Origin of the sequence: Mucilaginibacter endophyticus (assembly GCF_003351025.1) — a bacterium.
GTDB classification, from domain to species: Bacteria; Bacteroidota; Bacteroidia; order Sphingobacteriales; family Sphingobacteriaceae; genus Mucilaginibacter; species Mucilaginibacter endophyticus.
In genome coordinates, this window is sequence record NZ_QPCG01000007.1 from 44,026 (window position 1) to 68,939 (window position 24,914).

Here is a 24,914-nt window from a genome sequence, read left to right on the forward strand (position 1 = left end):
GTTAGTTTAATTATTTGCAATCAAAGGGCCTTTTGTTGATTAATTGTATATTTTTTCAAAAAATGTAAATAATGTCTATATATTTTGTCAAATTAATTAACTTCGGCCCAACAAAATACAAACTTCCTAATAGTGTATTTAGAACCTACAATTCGTTAATTTTATGAAACATAATTTTGGTGCCGGACCTGGCATTCTACCACACGAAGTTTTAAAGCAAGCTTCAGAAGCAGTTATTGATTTTAATGGTACTGGACTCTCTTTGCTTGAAATTTCGCACCGATCAAAAGAGTTTGAGGCTGTTTTAGATGAAGCTGTAAGCCTGGTAAAAGAATTATTCAACGTTCCTGAAGGTTATTCGGTATTGTTTCTGCAAGGCGGCGCAAGCACCCAGTTTGCTTTGGCTCCTTACAATTTGCTGCCAGAAGGCGGTAAAGCTGCTTATGTTGAAACCGGCGTTTGGGCAAACAAAGCTTTAAAAGAAGCTAAATATTTTGGCGAAGTACAAGTTGTTGCTTCATCAAAAGAGGCCAACTTTACTTACATCCCTAAGGATTTTGAAATCCCGGCCGATGCTGCTTATATCCACATTACTTCTAACAATACCATTTATGGTACCCAGTTACAGGAGTTCTTTAAATCGCCTGTTCCGGTGGTTTGCGATATGTCGTCAGATATTTTCAGCCGCGTGGTTAACGTTGCCGATTTTGGTTTGATCTATGCTGGTGCTCAGAAAAACATGGGCCCTGCAGGTGTTACTTTGGTTATTGTTAAGGATGATCTGCTGGGTAAAACCGGTCGTAAGATCCCTGCAATGTTCAACTACCAAACTCAAATTGAAGGCGGTTCAATGTACAATACCCCTCCGGTATTTGCTATCTACGTATCTATGCTTACCCTTAAATGGTTAAAAGCAAAAGGTGGCGTACCAGCTATTGAGCAGGAAAACATCACTAAAGCACGCGTATTATATGAAGAAATTGACCGCAACCCATTGTTTAAAGCAGTGGCTGCTGTTGAAGACCGCTCAAAAATGAACGTTTGCTTTGTAATGGAGAACCCTGAGTTGGAAAAACCATTCCTGAAACTTGCCGAAGAACGCGGTATAGTAGGCATCAAAGGCCATAGGAGTGTAGGTGGTTTCCGTGCTTCAATTTACAACGCGTTGCCAATAAGCAGCATATACGTGCTGATTGACGCAATGCAGGAATTTGCTGAAGCAAATAAGTAGTCCCCTAACCCCCTAAAGGGGGAACAACAAGTTTATAATTACCCCCGGTTATCTCAAAGGGAAGTTTACTCCCCCTTTAGGGGGCCGGGGGGCCAAATACTAAATAAGATGATCAAAATATTAGCTAATGACGGTATCGACCCAATAGGAAAAAAAATGCTGGAAGATGCCGGCTTTTTTGTAGATACCAACAATATTCCACAGGATGAGCTTCCTGAAAAATTGAAAAACTATGATGCTATTACTGTACGTAGCGCTACTAAAGTACGTAAAGCATTAATCGACGCTACCCCCAACCTGAAACTGATTGGTCGCGGTGGTGTAGGTGTTGATAATATTGATGTTGATTACGCTAAAGAAAAAGGTATTGGCGTGTACAATACCCCGGCTTCATCTTCATTATCAGTAGCTGAGCTTGTATTTGCGAGCTTATTTGGCGCTGTACGCTTTTTACCTGACAGCAACCGTAAAATGCCGGTAGAAGGTGGTACTAAATTTAACGATCTGAAAAAAGCTTACGCTAAAGGCATCGAGCTTCGTGGTAAAACTTTAGGTATTGTTGGCTTTGGCCGTATCGGCAGGGAAGTAGCTAAAATCGCTATCGGCGTTGGTATGGATGTTTTGGCTTATGACCTTTTTGATTTCAACCCTGAGCTGGATATCGTTTTAGGCGGTGGTACTACTGTTAAAGTATCTGTTAAAAAATCTACTCTTGATGAGATCATCGGTACAGCGGATTTCATTACCCTGCATACCCCATTCATCGACAAAGCCCTTTTTGGTGCCGAAGAATTAGCTAAAACTAAAAAAGGTGTTGGTCTGGTAAATATTTCACGTGGTGGTTTGATTGACGAGCTTGCCCTGGTTGACGCTTTAAACAGCGGTCAGGTTTCATTTGCTGCACTTGACGTGTTCGACAATGAGCCTACTCCTCGCACAGAGATCTTAACTCATCCAAAAATTTCCCTGACACCGCATATTGGTGCTGCCACCAACGAGGCCCAGGAAAGAATTGGCGTTGAGCTTGCAAGCTTGATCATTGCGCATTTCAATAAGGCTTAATTCGCTAATTCACTCTAATTAGAGTGTGACAAGAAAATACAGTTTACAAGAACGGCACGAATTGATAAAATTCGTGCCGTTCTTGCTTGAAAATAAATGTCATTGCGAGGAGGAACGACGAAGCAATCTCGTAGCTGTGCAAATCGAACATGCATTGGCTACGAGATTGCCACGCTTCGCTCGCAATGACATTTTTATCATTAATTATATAATATAACTTACACCTTTCTCAGGCATAGTCACCCCATAGCCTTCCTTTTCCAGGTCGTTGGCTAATAACTGCATACTTTCCCCTTCGCCATGTACCAGGAATACGTGTTTCAATTTCGCCTTGTCAATAGCTTTTACGGTGTTCATAAGGTCATCATGATCGCCGTGGGCGCTAAGTACATCCGTTTGCTTAATTGTGGCGTAAACGGCCAGTTCGCGGTCTTTGATGTGAACAATCGAATCGCCACGTAGCAGGCGGTGTCCTAAAGTGCCTTTGGCGCAATAGCCAATGAATAGGATGGTGGCGTAGTAATTCTGGATGTTGTAAAACAGGTGGTCCTGTATACGTCCACCCTCGAGCATCCCTGCAGATGATATGATGATACAAGGCTCCCAATAATTAGAGATCTGCCGGCTATCCTTCAGGGTCTCTACGTAAGTAAGGTTGTCAAACTCAAACTCGTCACCGCGTTTTTGGTAAAATTCCTGGGCTTCCTGATTTACGTGACTATGGTATTTCCTGAAAACTTCGGTAGCTTGTGTAGCCATCGGACTATCCACAAATACCTTAACAGGAGGCAGTAAGCCGGTACTGAAAATCTTGTTTAAAGTATAAACCAATGACTGTGTACGCCCGATACTAAACGCTGGAATAATTAAACGCCCCTGTTCTTTAATACAGGCCTTTTCAATAACTTCAACCAGGGTTTGCTCAACGGTTTTATCTTTACTATGATAGCGGCCTCCGTAGGTAGCTTCTGATACCAGGAAATCAACAGGAGGCAGGGGCTGAGGATCGTTTAATACAGGGTAATTTTTCCTGCCGATGTCGCCGGTAAAGGCAACTGATTTTTCTTCGCCCTTATCGTTTATTTTGAATACTGCGGCCGCCGCACCCAGCAGGTGGCCAACGGGTACAAAAGTTAATTCGATATCGCCGGTGATACGGAAAGGTTTGTTGAAGCCTATGGTAACAAAGCGCTCAACCGTATCCATTACGTGTTTTTGCAAATACAGCGGTTGCACATGGCTGCTGTGCTTGCCTCTGCCGCGCCTGTGATGTTTGTTTCTTTCACCTGCTTTTCGCATAAACAGGTTTACGGAATCAAGCAGGAGCAGTTCGGTTAAATCGGCAGTAGGTGAGGTACAAAGTATTTGCCCGTCAAAACCCAAACGGATCAGGGTAGGCAGGTTGCCTGAATGATCGATATGGGCATGGGTAAGCACAACCACATCAATGGTTTCGGGGTTAAAAGGAAAGTTTTCGTTAGATATTACACTGCGGTCCTTTTCATAATCCAGCCCGCAATCCACCAAAATTTTATATTGGCCAACCTCAAGCAAATGCATGCTTCCGGTTACCTGACGGGCCGCCCCGTGTATAGTTAGTTTCATTTTCTATAAGTGATACAAATCCCGGGGATTGGTATCGATAGTTATATTACGTTTAAGTAATCTTTAATTTGTGAATATAGCAGTTTACATTCGTTTTGCTGCGAGTGTAAACGGATTAATCGGCTATAAGTTCTGACATATGCCGAATTAATCTGAGCAAGCTAATCAGGCCTGGCTGCTTTCGAACTGAAGCTGACTTAGGTAACGATATAGTCCCTGTTCGTTGCTAATAAGTTCAGCGTGGCTGCCGCTTTCAATAATGTTACCTTTTTCAAGTACTACTATTTTATCGGCTTCGCGAATGGTTGATAAACGATGAGCTATAATGATGGAAGTCCGGTTCTTCATCAGCTCTTCCAACGCTTCCTGTACCAGGCGTTCCGATTCGGAGTCTAACGATGAAGTAGCCTCATCAAGTATCAGTATGGATGGGTTTTTAAGCAATGCCCTGGCAATTGCAATACGCTGCCGCTGACCGCCGGATAGTTTTACGCCACGCTCGCCTACAACGGTTTCATAACCTTCGGGGAATGATGAGATAAATTGATGTGCGTTAGCACGTTTAGCAGCTTGTATGATATCTTCTTTTGTGGCATTTAAACGGCCATAAGCAATGTTTTCCATAATAGTACCACCAAACAACAATACATCCTGCGGAACAATAGCTACCTGGTTACGGATATCAGTTAAGGAATAATTATCGGCAGATTTGCCATCAAACAAAATGTTGCCGCTTTGCGGATGATAAAACTGCAGGATCAATGAAGCCATAGTTGATTTTCCCGAACCACTTGGCCCAACAATGGCAACACGCTGCCCTGCATCGGCACTAAATGAAATTCCTTTTAATACGGTTATTTCCGGACGGGATGGGTAAGCAAATACCACATCGTTAAATGCCACGTCGCCTTTTATGGTTTGTTTGACAGCATTATTGCTTTCAACCATTGAAATGTCTTCACCTTGCTCTCCCAGAATCTCCAACACCCGTTCGCTGGCTCCAACGGCTTTTTGCAGATTTGCATAAAGATCAGGGAAGCTACCCATCGCAGCGCCAACAAATATCGAATACATGATAAAGGTTGTTAGATCGCCGACATAAATTTCATGGTTGGCAACCAACACCGAGCCATACCAGATAACACCAACAAAGGTTCCGAATAGGCAAAATACAATAAATGAAGCAAATGTGCCTCTGAATTTAGCGCCACGGACGGCAATGTTCACCACCTGGCGTAATATTTTATCGTAACGATTAGCTTCATAAGCTTCGTTAACAAAAGCTTTTACATTAGCAATGCCTTGAAGGGTTTCTTCAACTATGGTATTTGATTCGGCTAATTTATCCTGTGCTTCGCGTGATAGCTTACGGATAAAGCGCCCGAAGAATACTGCAAATGCAACAAGGAAAGGTAAAATAGCCAACAGCGCAAGTGTAAGTTTAATAGATACAATAGCCAGTAGGGTAGTGCTACCCACCATGATCACCAACTGACGGATCATTTCGGCAAAAGTAGTAGTAAGGGTATCCTGAATCTGGGATAGATCGGCAGAAATGCGGCTGTTCAGTTCACCAACGCGGCGGTTGGCGAAAAAATTCATGGGCAAGGTAATAAGTTTGAAGTAAGTATCGCGCCTGATATCGGCCAATGATTTTTCGGCTACCTGTACAAACCAAACCACCCTGAAAAACGATACGAATGCCTGGGCAAACAAAATAATGAAACCCATTATGGCTATGGCATTTAATCCGTGCGGCAGATATTTGTATTTATATATGCCTTGTGCTGCATCAATTAACGCGCCCAAAATTGCAGGGAAAGCCAAGCCTACAAGGCTCGACAGGAACAGGAAAACTAATCCTGCAATAAATTTCAAACGGTAAGGTTTCAGGTAAGTGAGCAATTTTGCTACATTACGCAGGCTGCTCCGGTTTATTTTTGCTTTAGGTAATTCTGCTTCTGCCTTGCTGCCACTATTCAGTCGTCCTCTTGCCATGTATACGTTTTCGTGTTTAAGCCGCGAATTTACGCTTTAACACGGGTTTTTCGGAACATGAGTAACAAAATTGACGCACCCATGAAAAGTATCACTATCACAAATATGGTTTGGCGGGTACTAAGGCGCTGTTCTGATGCTGTTAACTGTTGTTTGAGCTTGCTGTTTTGTTGCTGTAAATGAGCAATGACTTTAAGATAATCAGAGTTAGCACTCTCGGTTTCGTGACTATGACTCTGGATTTGTTTTTGCAGAAAATCGCGGTACTCCAGCAGGATTTTAAGCTCTTTAAAAATGGCATCGTCCGTTTTGGCAATATCCATCAAAATGCCTGCCGACCGGCGGATATCATCCTTGGTTTGAAAGCCAAAAATGCCCGTATGCTGCCCGAGACTTTGCTCATACTGCCCGAATTTTTGCTTACGGGCAGCCAGCATGTTGTTTATTTTCTGACGCTGTAACTGGTAGGCCACCGAGTCGGAATTAACGGCACTTTGGGCAAATAACGTAGCCGACCCAATTAGCAGAAATGCAACAAGCAATGCAATTTTCTTCATGTTATCAATCTGGGATTATTGAAATTCTATGATCACCTTATCGTTAAGGTTAAGGCCTAACAAACCACTTGCATTACCTTTATTGATAGCAATTTCAAGGTGGTCGCTAATACCGAATAAACAAAGTTTTTCGCCAACGGGTACTTCGTTATAATGCCAGCTTAGGTGGTTAATGGTTTCGTTGCGTTTAAAGTTGAGCACAAAACGTCGGCCTTGCTGTACGTTGTTAAAAAACTCTTTGGTGATATTGGTTATCACATTCTGAAATGAATCGATATAGATCACCACGCCTTTGATGAGGTTTTTTTCGATAACAGGTTGCAAATTCATTTTGTTTTCGATATCATTTACAGGCAAACCTATTTCATTAAGCTTTCCGCCCTTGGCCAAATGACAGGCTGTTTTTACGAAGACATCTGCCAGCGGAAAGTGCAGGAATTTTAGGTCCTGCATGATATTAATCTCTACAATCTCTTCCGGTGCCTCATCAAACATTAGCGAAAAAATGCCATTATCTGCTCCTACAAAATAGTGCTTTTTATAGCGGATAGCGAGATACTTGGTATGGTCGTTATAAACAGTATCAATACCAATAAGGTGCACGGTATCTTCCGGAAAATAGTGGAAACTGTTTTTAAGTATAAAAGCAGCCTGCTGTACGTTAAATGCGGCTACGTTGTTGGTAATATCAACAATATTTACTGTAGGCAACAATTTGTAGATGCTGCCTTTTAACGCAGCCTGGTAAATATCTTTATCGCCTAAATCAGTAGTTAATGTTATAATTGCCATTAATTTTATAAATATTTATTGCTAATCTTGTAGTAGCATTTGAAGCTACAAATATTCAATTTTTAATTCATAAAAATCTGTAACTAAAAAATCAAATTAGTATTGAACGAGCTTAAGCTATCAATTGAAAACGTAAACCCTGCAGTATTGTGGGGCCCGAATAATGATCATTTTGAGATCATTAAGAAGCAATACCCCAAGCTTAAAATAGTTGCCAGAGGCAGTGAAGTAAAAGTTTTGGGCGATGATAATGAATTGAATATTTTTCAGGAAAAATTCACTCACCTGATAAATCATGTTGAAAAATTTGAAAACCTCAACATAACCGATCTTGAGCGGATTCTGGGTTCAAAGGCCAGCAACAACGTTGCAAATGCTGAACCGGCTACTGCCGATAAGTTTGCAAGCGGCGAGGTTATTGTATTTGGACCTAACGGTATTATGGTTAGGGCGCGTACTACCAATCAGCGTCGTATGGTTGATAGTATCAACAAAAGCGATATCCTGTTTGCCATTGGGCCTGCTGGTACCGGTAAAACTTATACCGCGGTGGCCTTAGCTGTAAGGGCGCTAAAAAACAAAGAAATTAAACGTATCATATTAACCCGTCCTGCGGTTGAGGCAGGGGAGAACCTTGGTTTTTTACCCGGCGACCTTAAAGAAAAGATCGACCCTTACCTGAGGCCTTTATATGATGCGCTTGATGACATGATCCCGGCCGAAAAGCTAAAGGTCTACCTCGAGAACCGTACCATTGAGATTGCTCCGCTGGCATTTATGCGCGGCCGTACCCTTGATAACTGTTTTGTTATTTTGGACGAAGCCCAGAATGCTACAGATATGCAGCTGAAAATGTTCCTGACCCGTATGGGGCCATCGGCTAAATTTATCGTAACCGGCGACGTAACGCAGATAGATTTGCCTAAAAAGCAACAGTCAGGCTTACATACCGCTTTAAGGATCCTAACCGATATCAAAGGCATCGAAATAGTATACCTGAGCGGCGAAGACGTGGTGAGGCACAAATTAGTAAAACGAATATTAGAAGCCTACGGGGATATACAATAGTTAGGTGATTGGAGGTTGGTGATTGGAGATTAGTTGAAAAATTAATGTCCGGTCGGCAACTTTTAATCTTTAATAATGAAGTGATTTGAGGTTATTGACTATAGGTGGAAATGCAGCTACCTAATCTCTAACCTCCAATCTCTAATCACTAAAAAAAGAATGAACTCAATAAAAGAAACACATTTTAACTTTCCGGGGCAGACAGCTTTTTATAAGGGGAAAGTACGCGATGTTTATACCATAGATAATAAATACCTGGCCATGGTTGTTAGTGACCGTATTTCGGCCTTTGATGTTGTGCTACCCGAAGCTATTCCTTACAAAGGGCAGGTGCTTAACCAAATTGCTGCCCGTTTTTTAGAAGCTACTAAAGATATTGTTCCAAACTGGGTTATTTCGGTTCCTGATCCAAGCGTTACCATTGGTCGTATCTGTGAGCCGTTTAAGGTGGAGATGGTGATCCGCGGTTACCTTGCAGGTCATGCCGCGCGTGAGTATGCCGCAGGCAGGCACCACGTATGCGGTGTAGCTTTGCCCGAAGGTTTAAAAGAAAATGATATTCTACCCGAGCCAATCATTACGCCAACAACTAAGGCATCGGTAGGGCACGATGAAGATATTTCACGGGAGGAAATCCTGGCAAGAGGTATCGTATCTGAAGAAGATTATGTAAAACTTGAAGCTTATACCCAGGCGCTGTTTAAACGCGGCACCGAAATTGCAGCTAAACAAGGTTTAATATTGGTTGATACTAAATATGAATTTGGTAAGGTTGATGGTCAGATCTACCTGATCGACGAGATCCACACACCTGATTCATCAAGATATTTTTATAAAGAAGGATACGAGGAACGTCAGCAAAAAGGTGAGCCGCAAAAACAGCTTTCGAAAGAGTTTGTACGCAGATGGCTTATCGAAAATGGTTTCCAGGGTAAAGACGGACAGGTGGTACCGGTTATGACCGAGGAGATTGTTAATTCGATATCTGAGCGTTACATTGAGCTTTATGAAAAGATTATTGGCGAGGCATTTGTTAAACCTGCCAAAGGCAGTGTATTAACCCGTGTTGAAACAGCAATTAATAACGCCTTGAGTGTTATGTAATTTTAAAATATCCATAAAATATTTATCTTAGCTTATTAAATTTAATAAGAATGAAATTTACTGTAGATAAACACGAGAAATATATATTATTGAAGCTTAATGAATCAAAATTAAATTCAATAGTAACTCCTCAGTTAAAATCTGAATTGATACTGATCAACACCGAAGGTCAGCGCAACATCATTCTTGACTTGTCGCAAGTTAAATATGCCGATTCGTCGGGTTTAAGCAGTTTGCTTGTTGGCCATCGCTTGTGTAAAAATGCTACAGGTTCATTCATTCTGGCAGGTTTAAATGATGCGGTTGCACGTTTAATCACCATATCACAATTGGATAATGTTTTAACCATTGTGCCAACTGCCGAAGAAGGTGTCGATCTTATTTTTATGGAAGAGATTGAAAAAGAGTTAAAAAAGGAAGCAAGATAAACCATTTGATTGTTTACCTATTATGAAATTTGAGGTAACAATACTTGGAAGCAGCTCCGCAACTCCCATCTTTAACAGAAATCCCACTTCACAGGTGCTCAATATTAATGAGCGCCTGTACTTAATAGACTGCGGCGAAGGCACGCAGCAGCAAATGCTCCGCTTTGATGTCAAAGCCAGTCGCATTGATCATATTTTCATCAGTCATCTTCACGGCGATCATTATTTAGGCCTGGTGGGCTTATTATCATCTATGCACCTCAACGGGCGTAAAAAGGGGCTCAATTTGGTTTGCCCCGAACCTTTGAAGGAAATAATCGATCTACAGTTAAGATATTCAGATACCGAGCTTCAATTCCCTATTGAATATGTTTTTACTAACGCGCAGCAAAGGGAAATAGTGATCAGCAATAACGATGTTGTTGTTGAAACTATACCGCTTGATCATCGTATTGCTTGTACTGGTTTTTTATTCAGGGAGAAGAAACGACTTCGCAAACTGATCAAGGAGAAAATAGAAAACCTTGATATCTCCGTAGCCTATTATTCGGTCTTGAAAAAAGGCGGTGATTATATTGACGATAAGGGGAACGTCTACAAAAATGAAGATCTGACCGTCGACTCGGCGGAGCCAAAAACGTATGCTTACTGCTCCGATACGATGTATAATGAAAGCTACTTTGCCCAAATTGCCAACGCAACGCTGCTATATCACGAGGCTACCTTTTTAAATGATATGCTTGACAGGGCTCTTATAACCCATCATACTACAGCATTACAGGCAGGAGAGATAGCCTTAAAAACTAATGCTAAGAAACTGCTTATCGGCCATTTTTCGGCCCGTTATAAAACCCTGAACGAGTTATTGGATGAGGCTAAAATAAATTTCCCCTCAACTGAACTTGCAATTGAGGGGAAAACCTTTTTTATAGAATAAAGCTGAAAGCATAAAGCCAAAAGCAAGAATATTCTCTTAATCTTTTTTACCGCCGAATACTGAGAAGCTTACGTAGCGTTTTGGATGTGCTTTCAGATCAATAAACAGGTTATTGAGGTTATTTGATGCATCTGTAAGATTTTTGTACATCTTATCATCATTAAGCAATAAACCCAATGAACCCTGGCCTGCGTTGATCTTAGCGATGGTTGCCTGTAAATCGGCCATGGCTTTATTAGCATTGTCAAGCGTTTGTTTCAGGTTAGCTGCGGCTACATCATTGCTCACTTTCTCAAAGTTGGCAGTCATGCCGTTAAGATGTGCTGTGCTGGTTTTTAAGTTGCCGGATACCACTTCAGCATTAGAAAGTATGGCATCGATATGGCTACTTTGTGCACCAACAAGATGATCTATCTTTTTTGTAGTTCCTTCAAGTGTTTGCAATGAGTTAGCAATGCTCATGAAACTACGATCGATGTTTTTTTGAAAGTTAGGGTTCAGGATCTTGTTTACCGCTGTTAACGATGAATCAAGCTTGGTGATCAGCATTTCGGCCTTTTTTTGTATTGGTTGCAGGCTTTCCGCAAGGCTACCCTGGATATCGGCTTTAAGCGTGTCCTTATCTTCAGCAGGCACATTGCTGTTACCTAATTCAAAAACTATGGCTTTGCTGCCCAATAAATCGGTACTTTCAAGCTTAGCAAGCGTGTTTTTAGGTACTACTACATCCGGTTCAATTTTAAATTCAACCACTGTATGGCCATCGGGCTGAAGTTGCATTTTAGAGATGCGGCCTATCTGGAAGCCGTTAACCAAAACCGGCTTTGAAACGGTTAAGCCTTCAACACTATTATAAATAGCGTAATATTTATTTGATCCCGAAAAAATATCATTACCGCGTAAATAACTGTAACCTAATATGAGTATAGTAATTGCAATGGCCGTAAGTGCACCAATCTTGGTTTCGTTAGAGATTTTCATTAAGTAGAGTTTATGCGTTAATTGTGTTTAAGGTTATAAACCTGCAAAAAGGTTTATATGTTTTATTATGTACGTTTTATTTACGTAGAAGGTAACAGTTTAGCTTTATAATTATTGCGCAACCTGTTCCATTTCTTTTTTATAGCTTGTTAATGCGCGGATAATTGAGGCCACAATTTCGTTTTGCCCATCTTCCGAGTTAAGATATTTCTCATCGTCGGGGTTGTTGATATAGCCGGTTTCGACAAGTACCGATGGCATTGCACTGTGACAAAGCACGTAAATACCTTGCTCCCTGATTCCCTCACTACGCCTTCCGTCGGTATCAGTAAACTCGCCGTTTATTAAAGTAGCCAGTTTAATACTTTGCTGACGGAATTTTCTTTTGTACTCGTTAGTTAAAATAATAGTCATCGGATCGTTCGGGTCCAATGCGCCGCCATCAAGTTCACTTTCCTCGCCAACCTGGTTTTTCTGAATAGCGCTTTCTTCTTCACGGGTACGGTGTAATCCGTAAACCAAAATCAGCACACCTTTGCCCGAACGGTCGGGTACTCTTACCGTGCGGTAAACAGCCTTATGGCGCTTGGTGCCAACCTTTTCGCGAACTGTTCTGTCAGATAATGAGTTACAGTGCAGCGATATGAAAAGCTGTCCCTTATTTTCGTTCGCTATTTCGGCCCGGCGCTCAAAAGAAACATCATCCTCGGTAGTACGGGTCATTACCGCCTTTACGCCCGTTAGTTCTTTTTCTATAGCGGCCTGCAATTTAAAGCCAATAGCCAGCGTTACATTCCTTTCTGACGAATATGAGCCCGACGCACCATGCGAATAATGACCTGTAGATGCTGATGGTTTACCACCATGCCCCGGGTCGATAATAATGGTTTTGATTTTAAAACCGGTGCTGTTAACAACAGTATCCGGTTGAAGAGGAACACTATTAGTTAAATTAGAACTGTATGATTTAAAAGGAAAAAATGAAAGGAGAACCAGCAATACCCACAAACTATAAATCAATCTTTTCAATGCCTTATTTTTCATTATTTTTGAACGCTGTTAACTATATCTGCAAAAATACTATTCATAATCAATTTTGAAATTTATAACCTTTTTTTTTCTGCTTGCAATTATATTAATAGTAAACGGCCTTGCTAATGCTGGTACCATTTTAAATGACCGCCACAACAGCAGACCTTTAAGGGATACTATTATCAAACTTGATTCGCTTCGTGATAAGAAACTTCTTAAAGGTAAAAAATCCGGCTCAATTACGCCACTACGAAACGGCAAACCGGTAAATTCTTTACCTGCCAATGATACCACAAAGAAAAACAAAAGCGGGATTCAGTCAGAAATAAAGGCAACTGCCGAAGATTCGATCTACTCGGACAGGGAGCACCAGATTAACTACTTTTATGGCAAGGCTCGTGTAACCTATGAAGATTTTGAGCTTGACGCGGATTATATCAGGGTTGACGAAAAAAATCACCTCGTTTTTGCAAGTGGTAGTATAGATCCGCGTACCCACCAGTATATCCGCAGGCCTATCATGAAACAAAAAACGGATAAGCCGGTTGCGTCCGACTCTTTACTATTTAACTATCAAACTAAAAAAGTAAAGATCTACAACCCTGCATCTGAGCAGGAAGGGAACTTTATTTCGGGCGGACAGGCCAAAAAGCTTAATGATGATGAGGTAGCATACCGCAACGTAATTTTCAGTACCTGCGATTTGCCTTATCCTGATACGCACTTTGGTATAGTAATAACCCGCGGTATAGGCGAAAAGAAACGCATTATATCCGGTCCGGCTTATCTCGAAATTGAGGGGATACCATTGCCGCTCGGCATACCTTTCGGCTTTTTCCCTAAGCCGGATACCAGGACGTCGGGTGTTATTTTACCAACCTTTGGTGAGGATAATACGCTCGGCTTTTACCTCAAGGGACTGGGATATTATATCGGTATAAATGATTATTTAGATTTAACCACAACTGGGTCTATTTATTCAAAAGGCTCGTACGAGTTAAGCAGCACGGCCCGCTACCTGAAACGATATAAATATACGGGTAACGTTACGCTGAGCTTCGGTTCGCACAATTATGGCCTTGAGGGCGATCCGGCTACTAAAGACGCTCATATTTACTGGTCGCATGTACAGGATGCCAATGCTAACCCCGGTTCAACATTCAGTGCTTCGGTTGATGCTGGTACTTCAGGCTTTTTCAGAAATACGCCATCGGCAACTAACTATAACCCAACCGCGCTTGCTCAAAGTAGTTTGCGTTCAAGTATCGCGTATGGTAAAACCTGGGCCGGTACGCCTTTTAACTTAAGTGTCGGTATTTCGCACAGCCAGGACATAGCCCGTAAAACGGTAAACATCGAGTTGCCTACCATCGCGTTCGGTATGTCGTCAATAAACCCATTCGATTCAAAAGACAGGGTAGGCGAACAAAAATGGTATCAGAAAATTACAGTTAGCTACAACCTGGTAGGTACCAACAAACTGAACGATATCCCAGAGGCGCAATTGTTCAAGAGCGAAACCTTATCGAAAAGGTTGCAAAATGGTTTCCAGCATACCATTCCGGTTAGTTTGGGCCTAAACGTGTTTAAGTACTTTCAGTTTAATAATAGCATTAACTATACCGAACGCTGGTATTTTCAAAGCATTAATGAAAGGTTTGAAAGGGGAAGTATTGCCGGATCAAACCAGTTAGTTATTGATACTGTTCCGGGCTTTAAGCGGGCCGGGGAATATAGCATCAGTACCGGCTTATCGACCAAATTATATGCTACCATAAACTTTAAGCATGGTAACCTGAAAGCCATCAGGCACGTGGCTACGCCGTCGATAAGTTTCAGTTATCGTCCCGACTTCAGCGACCCGAGCTTTGGATATTACAAAACTGCTGTAAGTACTGCTACCGTGCCATATCCGTATACGTATCAAAAGTATTCTATTTTCCAGAATGGCGTTTACGGAGGGCCTTCGGCTGGTAAACAGGCGGGTTTGAACTTCTCGGTTGATAACACGATAGAAGCAAAAGTGAAAGCGAAAAGCTCGGATACCTCCGGTACCGACCGTAAGATCACGATTTTGCAGGGTTTATCATTTTCTACCTTTTACAATTTCGCGGCCGATTCGATGAAGTTGTCGGATATTTCGTTTTCGGGTCACACGGCAATCTTTAATCAAAAGTTGAGTATCAGTTTTTCGGGAGTATTTAGCCCCTATGTTACCAAGGTAAGCGATTCCATTTCTAATAATACCATCGTAAAAACAAGCCGCTATATAAACAGGTATGCCTGGCAGGACGGTAAATTCCCTACTTTAACAGGTTTGAATATCTCAATGGGGGGGAGTTTAAACTCAACTAAGGCAACTCCGGGTAATGCGGCACTTAATACCATTGCCACTATGAATACCAGTCAGGCGCAACGACTGGCGTTGGTAAATAGCGATCCGAATGCTTACGTGGATTTTAATGTACCGTGGAATATATCATTGAACTATAGTTTCAGCTATCAAAACTATCTGAATAATAAAAACACAAGTAATACACTCCAGATCTCGGGCGATGTAAACCTTACGCAAAAGTGGAAGATCCAGTATACTACCACTTATGACATAAAAGCGGCTAAATTTGCCAGCGCTACGTCGTTTTCCATATACCGGGATCTGCATTGCTGGGACATGGCGTTTCAGTGGATCCCATTTGGGGTATATAAAATGTATAACGTAACTTTAAAAGTGAAAGCATCTATTTTGCAGGATTTGAAGCTGAGCAAAAGAAGCGATTACAATCCCCAATCAACTTTTTATTAATATAAAAATGCTGGCAGAAATAATTACCATCGGCGACGAAATACTTATCGGACAAATTGTTGATACGAATTCGGCCTGGATGGCTACCGAACTTAACAAGATAGGGCTTAGGGTAAAACAAATCTCATCAATAAGCGACGACAGGGAACATATCCTCAAAGCGCTGGCCGAGGCGGCAAACCGGGCCAACGTAATTTTTATTACCGGGGGCCTTGGTCCTACAAAAGATGATATCACAAAAAAAACATTAGCCGAATATTTTGGCGTTGATCTGGTTGAAAATAAAGAAGCCCTGGACAATGTTGAACGCATTTTTGCTAAATATAACCGCCCGCTGCTTGAAGTAAACAAGCAACAGGCCCTTGTTCCTGCCAACTGCGAGATAGTGCTTAACGAAAATGGCACGGCTCCGGGTATGTGGTTTAACCATAATGGGGTGATTTATGTGTCGATGCCGGGCGTGCCGTTTGAGATGATGTATATGATGGAAGAGCAGGTACTGCCAAAGCTTAAGGCTACCCTTAAATTTCCAAATATTATTCATAAAACACTGCTAACCGTTGGCGAAGGTGAATCATTTTTGGCCGAACGCATAGCGGATATTGAAAATGATTTGCCGCAGCATATTAAACTGGCATACCTGCCTAAGTTAGGCCAGGTACGTTTACGTTTGAGCGCTTTTGGCGAAAATGAAGCCGCTCTGCAACAAGAAGTTGATGTGTTTGCCACGCGCCTTATTGAGCGCATTGGTTTGCCCTTTGTAATCGATAAAGATATCGCGCTTGAGAAAGCCTTGCTTGATATCATGGAAGCAAATAACTTTACTTTATCAGTAGCCGAAAGTTGTACCGGTGGTTATCTTTCACACTTGTTTACCCAACATCCTGGTTCATCGCTTGTGTTTTTAGGTGGAGCTATATCGTACTCGTACGAATTAAAGGAAAGCATTTTGGGTGTAAAGAACGAAACTTTATGGCAACATGGGGCTGTTAGTGAAGAAACTGTAACTGAAATGGTGGAAGGTGCACTGTTAAATTTTAAATCGGATTTGGCAATTGCAATTACCGGAGTTGCGGGCCCGGGCGGCGGCACGGAAGACAAACCCGTTGGTACTGTGTGGATTGCAGTTGCGGGAAAAGGGAAGTCATTAATAAAAAAACACACATTTGGCACCAAACGCCGCCAAAACATTGAGAGGAGTGCTATAACAGCACTGTCAATGTTGAATACTTTACTTACTGAAATTAAAAAGTAAAGATTTAAATATATAATTTTGGAGTTAAACTATATTCTACTGTATGGCCAAATACCAACTGTTATTGCCAAAAATGGGAGAGAGTGTTGCCGAGGCAACCGTTATCAAATGGATAAAAAATCCGGGTGATAAGGTAAATGCCGATGATGCGGTAATGGAGATCGCTACCGATAAAGTTGACTCTGACGTGCCCTCGCCTGTAGCGGGTAGGTTAGTTGAACAACTTTATAAAGAAAATGATGTTGTGCAGGTTGGGGCGGTTATTGCAATCATTGAAACTGAGGAACCTGAAGCAGCACCTGCAATCGTTCAGCCCGAGTCAGCTCCGGAGGTAAAACCTGCCGATGAATCCAAAATAGCAGAATCAACTTATCACGAAACCGTTCAGTTTAAAGAGATTGAGAAAACTCCTGAACCAGAATTAAACGAAATTCAATCCGAAAGCTTAGCGGGCATTCCTGGCCTGGATCAGCTTGGGCAAAAAAGCTCACCTGCTTCGGTGTTTAAATCAGAAGGGCGCTTTTATTCGCCACTGGTAAGAAATATTGCCGCTCAGGAAGGTATCAGCATTGATGAGCTTGAAAGTATTTCCGGAACCGGTTCTGAAGGCCGTTTAACCAAAGATGATTTATTAAACTACCTGCAGGCAAAAACTTCAACGGTTGCTCAAAATGGTCAACCTTTGGCTCCCGCTGCACCGGTTAGTGCTCCGCCTGCCGAAGCTGTAAAAGTTGCTGAACCAGTTAAAGAAGCACAGCCCGTTGAAGAAAAAGTAAATACACCGGTTCAGGATCCGCAACCGGTACCACAACCAGAAATTCCGGCAAAAGTTGAACCTGTAAAAACGGAAGCGCCAAAAGCCGCTCCTGTTGAGCAGAAACCGGCTCCGGCTACTTCTGTAACCGGTACAGACGAGATCATTGAGATGGACAGGATGCGCCGTTTAATTGCCGACCATATGGTGATGAGCAAGCAAACTTCACCACACGTTACTTCCTTTGTTGAGGCCGATGTTACCAACCTGGTGCTATGGCGCGAGAAAGTAAAAAATAGCTTTGAGAAACGCGAAGGTGAAAAAATTACCTTCACGCCAATATTTATTGAGGCCGTAGTAAAAGCCATTAAGGATTTCCCGATGATCAACGTATCTGTTAACGGTACCCAGATCATCAAGAAAGCGGCAATCAATATCAGTATGGCAACAGCTTTACCAAGCGGTAACCTGATAGTACCTGTAATTAAAAAGGCCGACGAGCTTAACCTGGTTGGCTTAACAAAAGCCGTAAATGACCTGGCAAACCGTGCCCGTAATGGCAAATTACAGCCTGATGATGTAAAGGACGGTACATTTACAATCACCAATGTTGGCTCGTTTGGTAACGTTATGGGTACGCCTATAATTAACCAGCCACAAGTAGCCATTTTAGCTGTTGGTGCTATTAAGAAGAAGCCGGCAGTTATCGAGACAAAAGAGGGCGATATGATCGCTATACGTCACATGATGTTCCTTTCGTTATCATATGATCACCGCGTTGTAGATGGTGCCTTAGGGGGCTCCTTTGTGAGGCGTGTGGCTGATTATTTAGAGAGATGGGATAGCGACAGAGAAGTATAATTCTAAATGATATAAAAACGAAGAACGCCGGGCAAATAGCCCGGCGTTCTTCGTTTTAGGGATTGCCGTTGGGAAATTGAATTTTAAATTTTTACTAATGAAGCATATAAACGGCTCCGGACCTTAAATCGCGTTTATCGGGCAAATTCTGTGAAAATTCGTATTAACTTTGCTCTTGAAAATGGCTTACAAGTATATTGATAATTACCGCGAACAGGGTGCCCGTAAAAGATTGGTTGATGTTTTAAGAAAGAAGGGAATTGGCGATGAACATGTTTTAGAGGCTATCGGTAAAGTAAAACGCCATTACTTTTTTGATGAAACTTTCTGGAACCAGGCTTATAAGGACATTGCGTTTCCTATAGGCGAGGGGCAAACCATATCGCAACCATATACTGTTGCCTATCAAACCGAATTATTGCATATTCGCAAAGGGGATAAAGTGCTGGAAATAGGTACAGGCTCCGGCTATCAAACCTGTATCCTGCTTGAGCTTGGCGCTACAGTTTACACCATCGAACGCCAGGAAAAACTCTATCATCGTACTAAATTTATATTGCCCAGCGAAATGGGATATAATGCCAATTTTTTTCTGGGCGATGGCTCTATTGGTATGGCCGATCATGCGCCTTACGATAAGATCATTGTAACCGCCGGCGCACCGACAGTTCCTGAAGTGCTGTTAAAGCAATTAAATATAGGCGGAATCCTTGTGATCCCGGTTGGTGACGAAGAAACTCAAAAAATGGTTACTATCCTGAAAGTGGGGGAGAACGACTACGAAAAAATTGTACTGGATACCTTCAGGTTTGTGCCGTTGGTAGGAGATAAGGCCTGGTAGTAGATTTGGGATTTCGAATTTTCGATTTCGGAATTGTGAATGGATAGATGTAGATATAATTCCGAAATCCAAAATCCTAATTCCGAAATCAGTTTATCTTTTCATCACTCTATCTAATTCTATCTTAGTATCACGTTCCTTCATGGTTTCTCGCTTGTCATAAGTCTTTTTACCCTGGGCCAGCCCTATCTCCAGTTTCGCAAACCCACGTTCGCTAATAAATAAAGCCAGTGGAACTATGGTTAATCCACGTTCTTCGCCACGGGTTTGGAGTTTTTTGAGCTCTTTTTTATTTAGTAGCAGGATACGGTCGCGCTTGGCTTCGTGGTTGTAGAATGAGCCAAATGAATATTCTGAAATATGCAGGTTACGTACATATAACTGGTTGTTAATGAATGTACAAAATGCGTCGTTAATATTAGCTTTCCCTTGTCTTATAGACTTGATTTCGGTACCGAGCAACTGTATACCCGCCACGTACTTATCAAGTATATGATATTCAAAGTAAGCTTTTTTATTTTTTATATAGATGTTATCCTGGCTCATAATTATTAATCCGCAAACTTACAAAATTAGTTTGACTGTGGCTTTACCACCAATACAGGCACATTAACCATGTGCCTCACGGAGTTTACGGTAGTGCCAAATATAAGATCTTTCAATGCCTTGTGCCCGTGTGAGCCCATTACAATAAAGTCAACTTTTTGATCTTTCACAATTTCGGCAATGGCGCTGGCCGGGTTGCCGTAGCCGATTTGCCCCTGCGCGTTATAGCCAAGATTTTTCAGCGCGCATACATACTTATCCAGGTTGTCAAAATCAACCTGGGTTTCGTTGTCCAGCACCTCGCCGCCGTAGTAGCGGGCACCGGCGGTTTCAACAACGTGAATTAAAGTATAGTCGGCCTCTTTACCGCCTTGCATAATGGCGTGGCGCAGGCAATCGGTATCGTTTTTTGAAAAATCTATTGTTATACCAATATGACCGTAAGTTATGGCGTCAAGCTCGGTAATGGCATTGGCTATACCATGGGGCACATAAGCAGGTTTATCGTAGTGTTTGAACAACAATGGTCTGATGAAAACATAGATCAATAGTATCCCTACCCCGATAACAATAGGAACCACAGTGGCATAGATCCATACGGCTGATGGATTTCCTGTTACCCAATCAATAATCTGTTCATAAACCAATTTGGCATTCAGCGCAACAATTAACAAGGCACTTGCCCATGCCAACGCCCTTGTTTGAAAATTGATGGCGAACTTGCCCATCCTTTTCCTGTCGGACGTGAAGTGGATAAGAGGGATTACCGCGAAGCCCAACTGCAGGCTCAATACAACCTGGCTTAAGATCAGGAGTTTTCCTAAACCATCTTCTCCATAATAAAGTATGGTGAACACTGCCGGTACAATAGCCAGTATCCGGGTAAGCAGACGGCGCAACCAGGGCTCAATTCGCAGGTTAATATGGCCTTCCATAATGATCTGGCCTGCAAGCGTACCGGTAATGGTCGAGCTCTGACCAGATGCTATCAAGGCTATGGCAAACAGCGTAGGGGCGATGGCGCCAAAAATGTGTTCCAATAGCTTAAACGCATCCTGTATTTCAGCAACCTCAAAATAGCCGTTCCTGAAAAACGCGCTTGCAGCTAATATCAGGATGGCAGCATTTACAAAAAAGGCAAGGTTAAGCGCTATGACGGTATCAAAAAGATTAAACTTAATTGCGGCCTTGAAACCTTCTTCGGTACGGGTTATTTGCCGGGTTTGTACCAGCGACGAATGCAGGTAAAGGTTATGGGGCATCACTGTGGCGCCAATAATACCTATAGCGATATAAAGCATTTGCTGGCTTATTTTATCGCCTTTAAATAAATTACCGGGAATAAAGCCTTTGGCTACCTCTATAACATCCGGTTTAACGATGAACATCTCAACCAGGAAAGACAGCCCGACAATAAAGATCATCGAAATGATAAAGCCCTCAAGCTTGCGCATGCCTTTGTTCATCAGATAAAGCATGAGTACGGTATCGGTTATGGTAAGCGATACGCCCCAGATCAACGGCAGGTGAAACAGCAACTTTAAGCCAATGGCCATACCAATAATTTCTGCAAGATCACATGCCACGATAGCAATCTGAGCGAGTATATACAACCAGAAGTTAGCAAAGCGCGGGTAAGCATTTTTGGAGGCCTGAGCAAGATCAAGTCCGCGAACTATGCCCAGCCTGGCTGCCAGCGACTGTAGTAGCAACGCTATCATGTTTGATACAAACAGCACCCAGATCAGCTTATATCCAAAGGCACTGCCACCGGCAATATCCGTTGCCCAGTTTCCCGGATCCATATAGCCCACACTCACCAGGTAAGCCGGGCCCAAAAAAGCCATCAGCTTGCGCCATCCGGTTTTATTTTCGGTGGTTACCGATCCATGTACATTGCCTAAAGATTCGTTGTGTTTATTATTCATAGGGCTATAAGCAGATTGTTGGCTACCTCACGACTGATCTGCACTTCTTTATTGCCGGTTTGTACCACTACGGAGTGGTCGTATTCAATAATATCAGTGATCATGATTTTGCAGCCGATGGTAAGCTGTTGTTTATCGAGGTATTGTAAAAAAGATGAACTATGGTTGCGCACGCCGGAAATAACGCCGCATTGATTGATGGTAACCGCCGAAATGGGCTTGAGCTCGTGGGTATTAAAACGGCCGTTACAGTCGGGAATGGGATCTCCATGCGGATCATGCGTAGGGTAGCCCATAAACTGATCGAGGCGGTCAATCAATTCCTCGGATGAAATATGTTCCATCTCTTCGGCAAGGTCATGTACCTGATCCCATTTAAAGTTGAGTTTCTCAACCAGGAAATACTCCCACAGGCGGTGCTTACGGATAATACCCAATGCTATTTTTTCGCCTGAAGGGGTAAGGTTGACACCCTGGTATGGAGTGTAATTAATGAGGGCCTTATCTGCAAGCTTTTTTAGCATATCGGTAACCGAAGATGCTTTGGTATTTAGCGAGGATGCGATTTGATTTGTACTCGCATTGCCATCATTTTCAGTGAGATGATAAATGGCTTTTAAGTAGTTTTCCTCGGCTAAAGTATTCATTTAAACAAATCTAATAAAAAATTTAGACTAATCTAAAAAAATAAACGTTAGGAAATATGTTTTTGTTGAAGTACTTTAAAGAAAAATTAAATTTTGCGAAGCAAGGAAAATACTATATTTGCATACAACTATGGCCGCCGAATTAGATAAAATAGACCTACAGATACTCAAGATTTTACAGGAAAACGGAAGGATAACCAACCTCCAGCTGTCTAATGAGATAGGGCTTTCACCAGCACCTACCCTTGAACGCGTGCGTAAACTTGAGAACGCCGAATACATTAAAAGCTATCATGCCCTGGTAGATGAAGAGAAATTAGGATTGGGGATCAAAACCTTTATCCAAATCTCGCTTGATTTTCATCAGAAAAACACCATCCAAACTTTTTTGGATGAGATCAAGAATATTAAGGAAGTTACCGAGTGCCATCACGTAACCGGCCAGTGCGATTTTCTGCTGAAGGTATACGTACGTGACATTAAATCGTACGAACAATTGATCATGGAAAAGATCAGCCGCATCACTGTGGTAAAAACATTCCAAACCATGATGATCATGTCGACCAGTAAAAAAGAACCGATAGTGCCGCTGGAATATTAGGGGATAGAATCAAGACAGCAAGAGTCAAGAATCAAGAGGACAAATAAAAGAGTCAGGAAGAGAAGATTTAATGTCTTTTATTCCTGACTCTTTTTGTTTATCACGCTTTACAGATCTTGATTCTTTTATCTTGACTTCTTGACTCTTTTTTAATGAATCTGCCAGTCAATTTCTTTCTTCCCTTCCTTTTTCAATATCTCGTTTGTTTTTGAAAATGGCTTGCTGCCAAAAAAACCGCGATCGGCAGAGAAGGGTGAAGGGTGGGCAGAGCGAATGATGAAATGTTTCTTTTCATCGATCAAAGCCGCTTTTGACTGGGCAAAGGCTCCCCATAGTATAAACACAATACCTTCTTTTTTATCGGAGATGGTTTTGATCACTTCGTCGGTAAATTCTTCCCAGCCTCTTTTTTGGTGCGAGCCCGGGGTGCTTGCCCTAACGGTAAGTGTAGCATTTAGTAATAATACACCTTGTTTAGCCCATTCTTCGAGATTGCCGTGCGAAGGGGTTTTAAACCCCGGAATATCAACCTGGAGCTCTTTATAGATATTCATTAATGAACGTGGAATAGCAATTCCTTTTTGTACCGAAAAGGATAGCCCATGGGCCTGATGGGCACCATGATAAGGATCCTGGCCTAATATTACCACTTTAACATCATCAAAATGGGTAGTGTTAAAAGCATTGAAGATGTCGCTGTTTTTTGGGTAAACAATTTGTCCTGATTCCTGCTCCTCTTTTAAAAATTGTTTAAGTTTTACCATGTAAGGTTTGCCAAATTCCTGCTGTAAAACCTCAAGCCATGATGGTGGTAATGCAATCGCCATAAATATTTATATAGAAGTTGGTTTAGCGTGCAAATAAACAGATATTTGCGTTAATATTAGTATCACAAATTATGTCAAATATTGTTCGGTTAATTATTGCTTGTGTAGTGATGGGTGCGGCGGTCGCGCTTTGTGCATTCGGTTTTTGGGGATGGGGTATTTTAGTTTTGTTGATAGGCGGTATTTTACTGCTTAGCTTCTTCTTTAACGAAAACATGATCATTGCCCAGTACTTTTTACGTAAAGAAAATTCTGAAAAGTCAGAAGAATGGTTGTTGAAAATTACTGATTACGAAAAGCAGCTGCATAAAAACCAGCACGGTTATTATAACCTGCTGATCGGTTTGATAGAATCTCGTAAGGCGCCGATGAAAGCAGAGAAATATTTCAAGAAAGCGTTGTCGTTGGGTATGAAAATGTCGCACAATGTGGCTTTGGCAAAACTAAGTCTTGCCGGTATTTCAATGGCTAAACGTAACAAGCGCGAAGCACAAATGTATTTATCAGAAGCAACAAAGGATGATAAGAACAAACTACTTACCGAGCAGATCAAGATGATGAAAGGCCAGTTGGCACAGATGGATAAGCAGGTAGTAAGAGGGGGATATCGCCAGTACTAAAAAGAGAATAAAATAAAAGGTATAAAAAATAAAAGGGACGCGAAAACCGCGTCCCTTTTATTTTTCTTCAATCGCGCTGAAATAGTCAGGCGTTGCCGAGTGGTTTTGATAAGGCTGAACGTAGCTATCAGTATGATATGTGTGCGTATCTTCAGATGGATTGGCTACTTCAACAAGTTTCAGCAAACTCCTGATGAACGACAGGTTGAAATTATTCCTGTTTAGTTTGATCAGGTATTCGTTTTCGGTTATCTCTAATATTGAGTTAGTCATAATGCGTATGAGTTGTATAATACAATATTAAAGAATAACTTAATATCGAAAGTTTTCCTTTTTTTATGATTTTGTTAACAAATTGTTATCCGGGATTGGATTTTGGGGTAGTGGAGAGGTAAATGGAATTGAACGGAGGTGATAATGAGATTATTATCACCTC

General features: G+C 41.8%; 23 protein-coding genes. 12 read left to right on the plus strand and 11 right to left on the minus strand.

Annotated elements, in window-relative coordinates:
- Nucleotides 1–163: 163 nt before the first annotated feature.
- Together serC and DUL71_RS24910 are read left to right on the plus strand one after the other, a co-directional pair.
- Entirely contained in the window at nt 164–1,231 is a 1,068-nt protein-coding gene (gene serC, locus DUL71_RS24905; protein WP_114940590.1) for a 3-phosphoserine/phosphohydroxythreonine transaminase, read from the plus strand.
- 108 nt (nt 1,232–1,339) lie between these two features.
- Entirely contained in the window at nt 1,340–2,293 is a 954-nt protein-coding gene (locus DUL71_RS24910) for a D-2-hydroxyacid dehydrogenase (protein WP_208645649.1), read from the plus strand.
- 204 nt (nt 2,294–2,497) lie between these two features.
- Here the strand turns inward: DUL71_RS24910 and DUL71_RS24915 are convergent, their stop codons facing one another.
- The 4 genes from DUL71_RS24915 to DUL71_RS24930 all read right to left on the minus strand — a co-directional run bounded on the left by DUL71_RS24915 (nt 2,498) and on the right by DUL71_RS24930 (nt 7,245).
- Nucleotides 2,498–3,898 (minus strand): MBL fold metallo-hydrolase, encoded by a 1,401-nt coding sequence (locus tag DUL71_RS24915; protein ID WP_114940591.1) that lies wholly within the window; start codon nt 3,896–3,898, stop codon nt 2,498–2,500.
- Between the two features lie 165 nt (nt 3,899–4,063).
- The gene (locus DUL71_RS24920) at nt 4,064–5,896 is read right to left on the minus strand and encodes an ABC transporter ATP-binding protein (protein WP_112565553.1); all 1,833 of its coding nucleotides are present in this window, start codon (nt 5,894–5,896) and stop codon (nt 4,064–4,066) included.
- A gap of 29 nt (nt 5,897–5,925) precedes the next feature.
- Nucleotides 5,926–6,453: a hypothetical protein gene (locus DUL71_RS24925; protein WP_114940592.1), complete on the minus strand. Its 528-nt coding sequence runs from the start codon at nt 6,451–6,453 to the stop codon at nt 5,926–5,928.
- Nucleotides 6,454–6,468: 15 nt separating this feature from the next.
- Nucleotides 6,469–7,245 (minus strand): SAM hydrolase/SAM-dependent halogenase family protein, encoded by a 777-nt coding sequence (locus DUL71_RS24930; protein ID WP_114940593.1) that lies wholly within the window; start codon nt 7,243–7,245, stop codon nt 6,469–6,471.
- A 102-nt stretch (nt 7,246–7,347) separates the two neighbouring features.
- Here DUL71_RS24930 and DUL71_RS24935 point away from each other — a divergent pair, with 102 nt between their 5' ends.
- The 4 genes from DUL71_RS24935 to DUL71_RS24950 all read left to right on the plus strand — a co-directional run bounded on the left by DUL71_RS24935 (nt 7,348) and on the right by DUL71_RS24950 (nt 10,782).
- Complete coding sequence (locus DUL71_RS24935) at nt 7,348–8,313, plus strand: PhoH family protein (protein ID WP_114940594.1); 966 nt, start codon at nt 7,348–7,350, stop codon at nt 8,311–8,313.
- 159 nt (nt 8,314–8,472) lie between these two features.
- Nucleotides 8,473–9,417: a phosphoribosylaminoimidazolesuccinocarboxamide synthase gene (locus DUL71_RS24940; protein WP_114940595.1), complete on the plus strand. Its 945-nt coding sequence runs from the start codon at nt 8,473–8,475 to the stop codon at nt 9,415–9,417.
- Nucleotides 9,418–9,467: 50 nt separating this feature from the next.
- The gene (locus DUL71_RS24945) at nt 9,468–9,845 is read left to right on the plus strand and encodes an STAS domain-containing protein (RefSeq protein WP_090527130.1); all 378 of its coding nucleotides are present in this window, start codon (nt 9,468–9,470) and stop codon (nt 9,843–9,845) included.
- Nucleotides 9,846–9,867: 22 nt separating this feature from the next.
- Entirely contained in the window at nt 9,868–10,782 is a 915-nt protein-coding gene (locus DUL71_RS24950) for a ribonuclease Z (RefSeq protein WP_114940596.1), read from the plus strand.
- Between the two features lie 36 nt (nt 10,783–10,818).
- On the opposite strand, the gene DUL71_RS24955 is transcribed toward DUL71_RS24950, so the two are convergent.
- Both DUL71_RS24955 and DUL71_RS24960 read right to left on the minus strand, forming a co-directional pair.
- Nucleotides 10,819–11,763 carry an MlaD family protein gene (locus tag DUL71_RS24955; protein WP_114940597.1) on the minus strand — a complete coding sequence of 315 codons (945 nt, stop codon included), beginning with the start codon at nt 11,761–11,763 and terminating at the stop codon, nt 10,819–10,821.
- 111 nt (nt 11,764–11,874) lie between these two features.
- The gene (locus DUL71_RS24960; RefSeq protein ID WP_114940598.1) at nt 11,875–12,807 is read right to left on the minus strand and encodes an N-acetylmuramoyl-L-alanine amidase family protein; all 933 of its coding nucleotides are present in this window, start codon (nt 12,805–12,807) and stop codon (nt 11,875–11,877) included.
- A gap of 52 nt (nt 12,808–12,859) precedes the next feature.
- Here DUL71_RS24960 and DUL71_RS24965 point away from each other — a divergent pair, with 52 nt between their 5' ends.
- From DUL71_RS24965 to DUL71_RS24980, 4 genes are all read left to right on the plus strand, one after another.
- Nucleotides 12,860–15,598, plus strand: a complete 2,739-nt coding sequence (locus tag DUL71_RS24965; protein ID WP_114940599.1) for a putative LPS assembly protein LptD — start codon at nt 12,860–12,862, stop codon at nt 15,596–15,598.
- A gap of 7 nt (nt 15,599–15,605) precedes the next feature.
- Nucleotides 15,606–16,853, plus strand: coding sequence for a competence/damage-inducible protein A (locus tag DUL71_RS24970; protein WP_114940600.1), 1,248 nt, complete (start codon nt 15,606–15,608; stop codon nt 16,851–16,853).
- Nucleotides 16,854–16,896: 43 nt separating this feature from the next.
- A complete protein-coding gene (locus tag DUL71_RS24975) occupies nt 16,897–18,468 on the plus strand; it encodes a dihydrolipoamide acetyltransferase family protein (RefSeq protein WP_114940601.1) in 1,572 nt (523 codons plus the stop codon).
- A 181-nt stretch (nt 18,469–18,649) separates the two neighbouring features.
- Nucleotides 18,650–19,309, plus strand: coding sequence for a protein-L-isoaspartate(D-aspartate) O-methyltransferase (locus DUL71_RS24980; protein ID WP_114940602.1), 660 nt, complete (start codon nt 18,650–18,652; stop codon nt 19,307–19,309).
- Between the two features lie 93 nt (nt 19,310–19,402).
- Here the strand turns inward: DUL71_RS24980 and smpB are convergent, their stop codons facing one another.
- From smpB to DUL71_RS24995, 3 genes are read right to left on the minus strand one after another with little or no spacing between them, the layout of a single operon-like run.
- Complete coding sequence (gene smpB, locus DUL71_RS24985) at nt 19,403–19,855, minus strand: SsrA-binding protein SmpB (RefSeq protein WP_090527145.1); 453 nt, start codon at nt 19,853–19,855, stop codon at nt 19,403–19,405.
- Nucleotides 19,856–19,881: 26 nt separating this feature from the next.
- Nucleotides 19,882–21,783, minus strand: coding sequence for an Nramp family divalent metal transporter (locus DUL71_RS24990; RefSeq protein WP_114940603.1), 1,902 nt, complete (start codon nt 21,781–21,783; stop codon nt 19,882–19,884).
- A complete protein-coding gene (locus tag DUL71_RS24995; RefSeq protein WP_114940604.1) occupies nt 21,780–22,430 on the minus strand; it encodes a metal-dependent transcriptional regulator in 651 nt (216 codons plus the stop codon). The genes DUL71_RS24990 and DUL71_RS24995 overlap by 4 nt, the downstream gene beginning before the upstream one ends.
- 130 nt (nt 22,431–22,560) lie before the next feature.
- Between DUL71_RS24995 and DUL71_RS25000 the strand changes: the two genes are divergently transcribed.
- Nucleotides 22,561–23,031 (plus strand): Lrp/AsnC family transcriptional regulator, encoded by a 471-nt coding sequence (locus DUL71_RS25000; RefSeq protein WP_022832833.1) that lies wholly within the window; start codon nt 22,561–22,563, stop codon nt 23,029–23,031.
- Nucleotides 23,032–23,180: 149 nt separating this feature from the next.
- Here DUL71_RS25000 and ung read toward each other — a convergent pair whose 3' ends face one another.
- Complete coding sequence (gene ung / locus DUL71_RS25005; RefSeq protein ID WP_114940605.1) at nt 23,181–23,858, minus strand: uracil-DNA glycosylase; 678 nt, start codon at nt 23,856–23,858, stop codon at nt 23,181–23,183.
- A gap of 71 nt (nt 23,859–23,929) precedes the next feature.
- Here ung and DUL71_RS25010 point away from each other — a divergent pair, with 71 nt between their 5' ends.
- Nucleotides 23,930–24,478: a DUF2892 domain-containing protein gene (locus DUL71_RS25010; RefSeq protein ID WP_112565597.1), complete on the plus strand. Its 549-nt coding sequence runs from the start codon at nt 23,930–23,932 to the stop codon at nt 24,476–24,478.
- 57 nt (nt 24,479–24,535) lie between these two features.
- Here the strand turns inward: DUL71_RS25010 and DUL71_RS25015 are convergent, their stop codons facing one another.
- A complete protein-coding gene (locus tag DUL71_RS25015) occupies nt 24,536–24,751 on the minus strand; it encodes a hypothetical protein (RefSeq protein ID WP_112565600.1) in 216 nt (71 codons plus the stop codon).
- Nucleotides 24,752–24,914: the final 163 nt, after the last annotated feature.

Excerpts from the sequence above, each read along its gene's own strand:
- ung (WP_114940605.1), bottom strand. The coding sequence starts at position 23,858 with ATGGCGATTGCATTACCACCATCATGGCTTGAGGTTTTACAGCAGGAA.
- serC (WP_114940590.1), top strand. The coding sequence starts at position 164 with ATGAAACATAATTTTGGTGCCGGACCTGGCATTCTACCACACGAAGTT.
- DUL71_RS24990 (WP_114940603.1), bottom strand. The coding sequence starts at position 21,783 with ATGAATAATAAACACAACGAATCTTTAGGCAATGTACATGGATCGGTA.
- DUL71_RS24940 (WP_114940595.1), top strand. The coding sequence starts at position 8,473 with ATGAACTCAATAAAAGAAACACATTTTAACTTTCCGGGGCAGACAGCT.
- DUL71_RS24925 (WP_114940592.1), bottom strand. The coding sequence starts at position 6,453 with ATGAAGAAAATTGCATTGCTTGTTGCATTTCTGCTAATTGGGTCGGCT.
- DUL71_RS24955 (WP_114940597.1), bottom strand. The coding sequence starts at position 11,763 with ATGAAAATCTCTAACGAAACCAAGATTGGTGCACTTACGGCCATTGCA.
- DUL71_RS24920 (WP_112565553.1), bottom strand. The coding sequence starts at position 5,896 with ATGGCAAGAGGACGACTGAATAGTGGCAGCAAGGCAGAAGCAGAATTA.
- DUL71_RS24975 (WP_114940601.1), top strand. The coding sequence starts at position 16,897 with ATGGCCAAATACCAACTGTTATTGCCAAAAATGGGAGAGAGTGTTGCC.
- DUL71_RS24915 (WP_114940591.1), bottom strand. The coding sequence starts at position 3,898 with ATGAAACTAACTATACACGGGGCGGCCCGTCAGGTAACCGGAAGCATG.
- DUL71_RS24945 (WP_090527130.1), top strand. The coding sequence starts at position 9,468 with ATGAAATTTACTGTAGATAAACACGAGAAATATATATTATTGAAGCTT.
- DUL71_RS24980 (WP_114940602.1), top strand. The coding sequence starts at position 18,650 with ATGGCTTACAAGTATATTGATAATTACCGCGAACAGGGTGCCCGTAAA.
- DUL71_RS25015 (WP_112565600.1), bottom strand. The coding sequence starts at position 24,751 with ATGACTAACTCAATATTAGAGATAACCGAAAACGAATACCTGATCAAA.
- DUL71_RS24970 (WP_114940600.1), top strand. The coding sequence starts at position 15,606 with ATGCTGGCAGAAATAATTACCATCGGCGACGAAATACTTATCGGACAA.
- DUL71_RS25010 (WP_112565597.1), top strand. The coding sequence starts at position 23,930 with ATGTCAAATATTGTTCGGTTAATTATTGCTTGTGTAGTGATGGGTGCG.
- DUL71_RS24930 (WP_114940593.1), bottom strand. The coding sequence starts at position 7,245 with ATGGCAATTATAACATTAACTACTGATTTAGGCGATAAAGATATTTAC.
- DUL71_RS24950 (WP_114940596.1), top strand. The coding sequence starts at position 9,868 with ATGAAATTTGAGGTAACAATACTTGGAAGCAGCTCCGCAACTCCCATC.
- smpB (WP_090527145.1), bottom strand. The coding sequence starts at position 19,855 with ATGAGCCAGGATAACATCTATATAAAAAATAAAAAAGCTTACTTTGAA.
- DUL71_RS24960 (WP_114940598.1), bottom strand. The coding sequence starts at position 12,807 with ATGAAAAATAAGGCATTGAAAAGATTGATTTATAGTTTGTGGGTATTG.
- DUL71_RS25000 (WP_022832833.1), top strand. The coding sequence starts at position 22,561 with ATGGCCGCCGAATTAGATAAAATAGACCTACAGATACTCAAGATTTTA.
- DUL71_RS24910 (WP_208645649.1), top strand. The coding sequence starts at position 1,340 with ATGATCAAAATATTAGCTAATGACGGTATCGACCCAATAGGAAAAAAA.
- DUL71_RS24995 (WP_114940604.1), bottom strand. The coding sequence starts at position 22,430 with ATGAATACTTTAGCCGAGGAAAACTACTTAAAAGCCATTTATCATCTC.